The sequence below is a fragment of the Kocuria atrinae C3-8 genome (assembly GCF_000286355.1).
GTDB lineage: Bacteria > Actinomycetota > Actinomycetes > Actinomycetales > Micrococcaceae > Kocuria > Kocuria atrinae_A.
Genome location: NZ_AJXN01000200.1, coordinates 1 through 4,198, shown reverse-complemented (window position 1 = coordinate 4,198; position 4,198 = coordinate 1). Strand labels below are relative to the sequence as shown.

The window sequence follows — 4,198 nt, the reverse complement described above, 5'->3', positions numbered from 1 at the left end:
TTCGCCGGCTGCCGCGCGCTCGGCGGCACGGCGTTTGGCCCGCTTGGTGCCCGGGTCCATGACGTAGCTCAGGATGACCAGGCCGATGCCCAGCGCCAATTGGGTGATGTACGCGGTGCGGGATTCCAGGGCTTCGCCGAAGGCGTCGAGGAAGGCCGTGGCGCCCAGCATGATGAGCACGCCGATCACGAAGTACGCGGCGACAACGGTGGCCAAGTACACGAGTAGGCGGCCGAGCTTCAGTCGACCGGGCGCATCAGCAGCCAGATGGGGATGAGTAGGGTTCCGAAGCTGGTGGAATCCACTAGCGCGAGAGCCGTGAGTATCCCGATGGTCTCCATGGTGCAAGCCTTTCCGCTTGAACTAGCACGCCTGTGCTAAATCAAACTAGCACAACCGTGCTAATTTGGGAGCATGCCCTCCAGAATTAATCGCGAAGCACGCAAAGCCGAACTTGCCGAGGCTGCATGGCGCGTCATCCTCAGGTCGGGTGTCTCCGCGGTCTCCGTGCGAACCGTCGCTGATGAGGCCGGTCTGGCCGTTGGGTCCCTGCGGCACGTGTTCCCTACGCGGACTGAGCTCCTCGTGTTCTCCGCGGAACTCATGATGGAGCGCGCGAACGAACGGATCAGGAACCTTCCCCAACAAGGCAGCGCCGAAGAGTATGTCCTGGCCGTGGTCAAGAACCTGGTGCCCTTCACCGAACAGACTCGGGCGGAAATGGACGTCAACATCGCGCTGGTGGCTGAGGCGACCGCGGTGCCGGAGCTCAAGGCCTTGCGAGACTCCGCCCATGAACAGATTGCGGTCGCGTGTATCCGGCTGGCGGCCATGCTGCGGGAGGAACATTCCGAGACTCCGAGCGAGGATGCCATAAGACATGGTCGGCGACTTCACGCTCTCGCGGACGGACTGGCCCTGCACCTGATGCATCGGGCGGAATCGGAGGACCTGGAGCGCGCTGTTGAGCTGCTCCGGGAGGAGATTCGAAGCATCGCCGCAGGTCGGGCCTGAGGCTGTCATTTCTGGGGTGAGATTAAGAGACTCTCACCCATTCCACATCGTCATCTCATGAGCGCAATTCATCATCGAGGTGTAGGTATAAGTGGGAAGTAACAAGTGTGTGGGGGTCGAGCCGCCCCGCGCTGGCACCGTACGCGCCGGTAGAATGACAGTTGCTTTCCAGTGAAAACTTCATGACGATCCGGGGGCACTCATGAGCCGATCCACCACTCTTCGCCGCGAGAGACCATTCTGGGTGAGTGCTCTCGTGGCTTCCGTGATCGTGTCTCTGATCATCACACTGCTTAGTCTGTTTGCCGTGTGGTGGGCTCCGAATATGGGGATCTACCACTACCTCGAGGTCACGTCGGAAATTAATCTGCCCATGTGGTGGAACGTGCTCCTGCTGATCGTGGGCGCAACGCTGATGTTCTTGGTAGCGGCCAATACCCCCAGTCGCAGTGCCCGATTGGCCTGGCGACTGATCGCGGTCATTGCCCTGCTGATGTCCTTGGATGACGCCACCATGCTCCACGAGAAGCTCGGCATGGTGGTGGAGCGATTCGCCCCGGCCACGGGCTTCACGTTCACCTGGGTCATCCTGGGAGCTCCGATCGCCATAGCGGTCATTCTCTTGGCGTTCTTCGCCTCCCGCCGGTTTCACAAGACACCCCGCCGACTGCTGGTCAGCGGGTTCGTGGTGTTCCTGGGCGCGGCCGTGGGATTCGAGTTCATCGCCGACTACCTGATCCGCATTGAGGCCCACTGGTTCCTCTACCGCGTGACCTACCACTTGGAAGAGGGCCTGGAGATGGTGGGCGCCGCCCTGATTGCGGTTGCCCCGCTCGCGGACATTCAGCGCGTGTACCTGCGCGGCCAGGTGGTCAACCCGACCAACCCGGAGCCCATCACGGACTGATGTCGCCCGTTGATCCGGCTTGCGAGTCAGCGGTCGTTCGCGGACCCGTTGAGCTTGCTCTTCCACCGGGTCATGGCGTAGCCCAGCAACGACGGCGCTTCCTCCGGCTTCTTGGCGTTCGCGTTGCGTAGGCGGTCTTGACGCATGCGTTGGTGCTCGTCCAGGTACTGCTCGTAGCGGCGCTGCTGCTGACGTTGCTGTTCCTGTTCTGCCCCGCCGCCCTGATCCTCGCTGTCCGGGTGACGCTCCATGGACGTAATGGTGTGGGGCGGCTGATCATCCGGGGCACGACGATTGCGCTGGCGCCGCTCCATGACCAGCCGTTCACGCTCTGCGCGTTCGGCCAGCCTGCGCTGAGAGGCGCTCATCTTCTTGGGCTCCGAGTAGTTGTCCCGGATCCGCTCGATGACCGGTAGCTCGTCCGTGTTCTCATAGGAGACGTGGTCGTCATCGGTGCGATGCTCGGTGCGGTGCGTCGTGTAGGTGGGCGGAGCGTCGTCGTACGCGGCGCGTTGCCGGGGGATCGGCTGGGTGGTTTCGGTCTCGTGCACCACGGTGACCGCGGGAATGGGGCCGGTGTCCGCGTCGTCGACGCGCGTGGGTGCCCAGTCGGCCTCGGAAAATGCCTGATAACTGATGAAGCCGCGCCACAGTTTCCAGCCGAGGTAGGCGACGCCCAACAGGATGACCGTGGACGGGGCACCGTAGCCGGTCGCGTAGTAGATGGTGGCGACAACTAGAAGGATCAGGCCCAGGCCCACCGGCGCGAGCGCCATGGGCGTGTGCACCGGTAGCGCGCCGAGCAGGGTGCGGGTGTAACGGCTGGTCGCGTCAGAACCGTGGAGGGCGTGGGCGCGGATTTTCACGCCGGGCGGGGTGGTTTCGGCCAGTTTGTGGGCGACCACCGGGGGCTCGTCCGGCTGGGATGCATTGAGGACGACGTCGCGCGCTCGCCCCGCCGCCAATGCCGCTCGGTTTCGCGCGGAGATACCCGCGATCAGAAGGTACACGCCCATGGACAGCAAGATTCCGGGGAGTAAAACGGCGATGGCCAGGGCCAGAACGCGCCAGACCCAGGGGACCTCCGCCGCGGGGAAGTTCTCGAATTGCAGCACCACGTGGGTGAACCACAGGATCAGGCCGCCGATCAGCAGACCCGTGATGCCGTTGATGATGGCGAACACGCGCAATCGAGGCCAGCCGCGCGCCGAGCGGGCGGCCCAGCGTTGTTCGCGTGTGCGCATGAGAACTCCTGATGTCCCGGGGAAGTGGGCTCCCTTCAGGGTAAATGGTTCCGGGCGATCTGGCTGCTCTCGTTGTCCGAGCGCGTGGGCCTAGGATCGACCAGTGCCCCGTTTGCTGCTCGACCTCACCCCGCTGCGTGAGTCCCCGGCGTTCCGACGCCTGTGGATCGGCTCCACCATGTCCATGTTGGGGAACCAGTTCACGGTGGTGGCGATCAGCCTGGAGGTCTTCGAGCTCACTCGCTCCACGTTTGCCGTGGGCATGGTGGGTGTTGCCGCGTTGCTGCCGCTAATCGTGTCCGGGTTGTACGGCGGATCGATGGGGGATGCCCACAACCGCCGAACCGTGGGTCTGTGGACGACGTTCGGTTTATTCGCAGTCACGGTCGCGCTAGCCGCGCACTCGTGGGCGCAGATTTCGTCACTAGTGGTGCTGTACACGCTGGTGGCGCTGCATTCGTTTGCCCAAGGGCTCAATCAGCCGGTGCGCGGGGCAATCGTGCCGCGGCTGGTGCCCATGAAACAGTTGCCCGCGGCCAATGCCTTGTATCAACTCACCATGGGATCCACGTTGATGGTTGGGCCGTTGTTGGGCGCTTTGACCGTGGCCGGGCTGGGTTTCCAATGGGCCTACACCGTGGATGCCGTGGCCTTCATGGGCAGTCTGTGGGCGATGTACAAGTTGCCGTCCCTGCCGCCCGACGGTGTGGCCTCCCGCGCCGGTTTCCGTTCCGTGGTCGAGGGCTTCCGGTTCCTGGCCACCCGGCCCAATCTGCGCATGACGTTCCTGCTGGACATGGCGGCGATGTTCTTCGCGATGCCTCGCGCGCTGTTCCCGGTGCTCGGTGCCACGGTCCTGGGCGGAGACCAGTTCACCGTGGGTCTGTTGACCGCAGCGCTCGCGGCGGGTTCCGTTCTGGCGGGGTTGCTGTCCGGGCCGTTGGTGCGGCTCAACCGCCACGGCAAGGCCTGCGCGATGGCCGTGGCCGGGTGGGCCGTGTGCATCATGGCGTTTGGTGGCGTGGTGCTGCTG

4 protein-coding genes and 1 pseudogene are annotated in these 4,198 nt (G+C 64.1%); 3 read left to right on the top strand and 2 right to left on the bottom strand.

The features are described 5' to 3' along the window. A pseudogene (locus YO9_RS19270) lies at nt 1-216 on the bottom strand (GAP family protein); the annotation flags it as partial. Nucleotides 217-414: 198 nt separating this feature from the next. Between YO9_RS19270 and YO9_RS0115710 the strand changes: the two are divergent. Together YO9_RS0115710 and YO9_RS0115705 are read left to right on the top strand one after the other, a co-directional pair. Next, nucleotides 415-1,014, top strand: a complete 600-nt coding sequence (locus tag YO9_RS0115710) for a TetR/AcrR family transcriptional regulator (protein ID WP_016998354.1) — start codon at nt 415-417, stop codon at nt 1,012-1,014. Between the two features lie 202 nt (nt 1,015-1,216). Then, entirely contained in the window at nt 1,217-1,921 is a 705-nt protein-coding gene (locus tag YO9_RS0115705) for a hypothetical protein (protein ID WP_223286702.1), read from the top strand. 26 nt (nt 1,922-1,947) lie between these two features. Here YO9_RS0115705 and YO9_RS0115700 read toward each other — a convergent pair whose 3' ends face one another. Further along, nucleotides 1,948-3,165, bottom strand: a complete 1,218-nt coding sequence (locus tag YO9_RS0115700; RefSeq protein WP_016998352.1) for a hypothetical protein — start codon at nt 3,163-3,165, stop codon at nt 1,948-1,950. Nucleotides 3,166-3,268: 103 nt separating this feature from the next. On the opposite strand from YO9_RS0115700, the gene YO9_RS0115695 reads away from it, so the two are divergent. Further along, nucleotides 3,269-4,198, top strand: a 930-nt coding sequence (locus YO9_RS0115695) for an MFS transporter (protein WP_016998351.1), incomplete at its 3' end; no start/stop codon positions are given.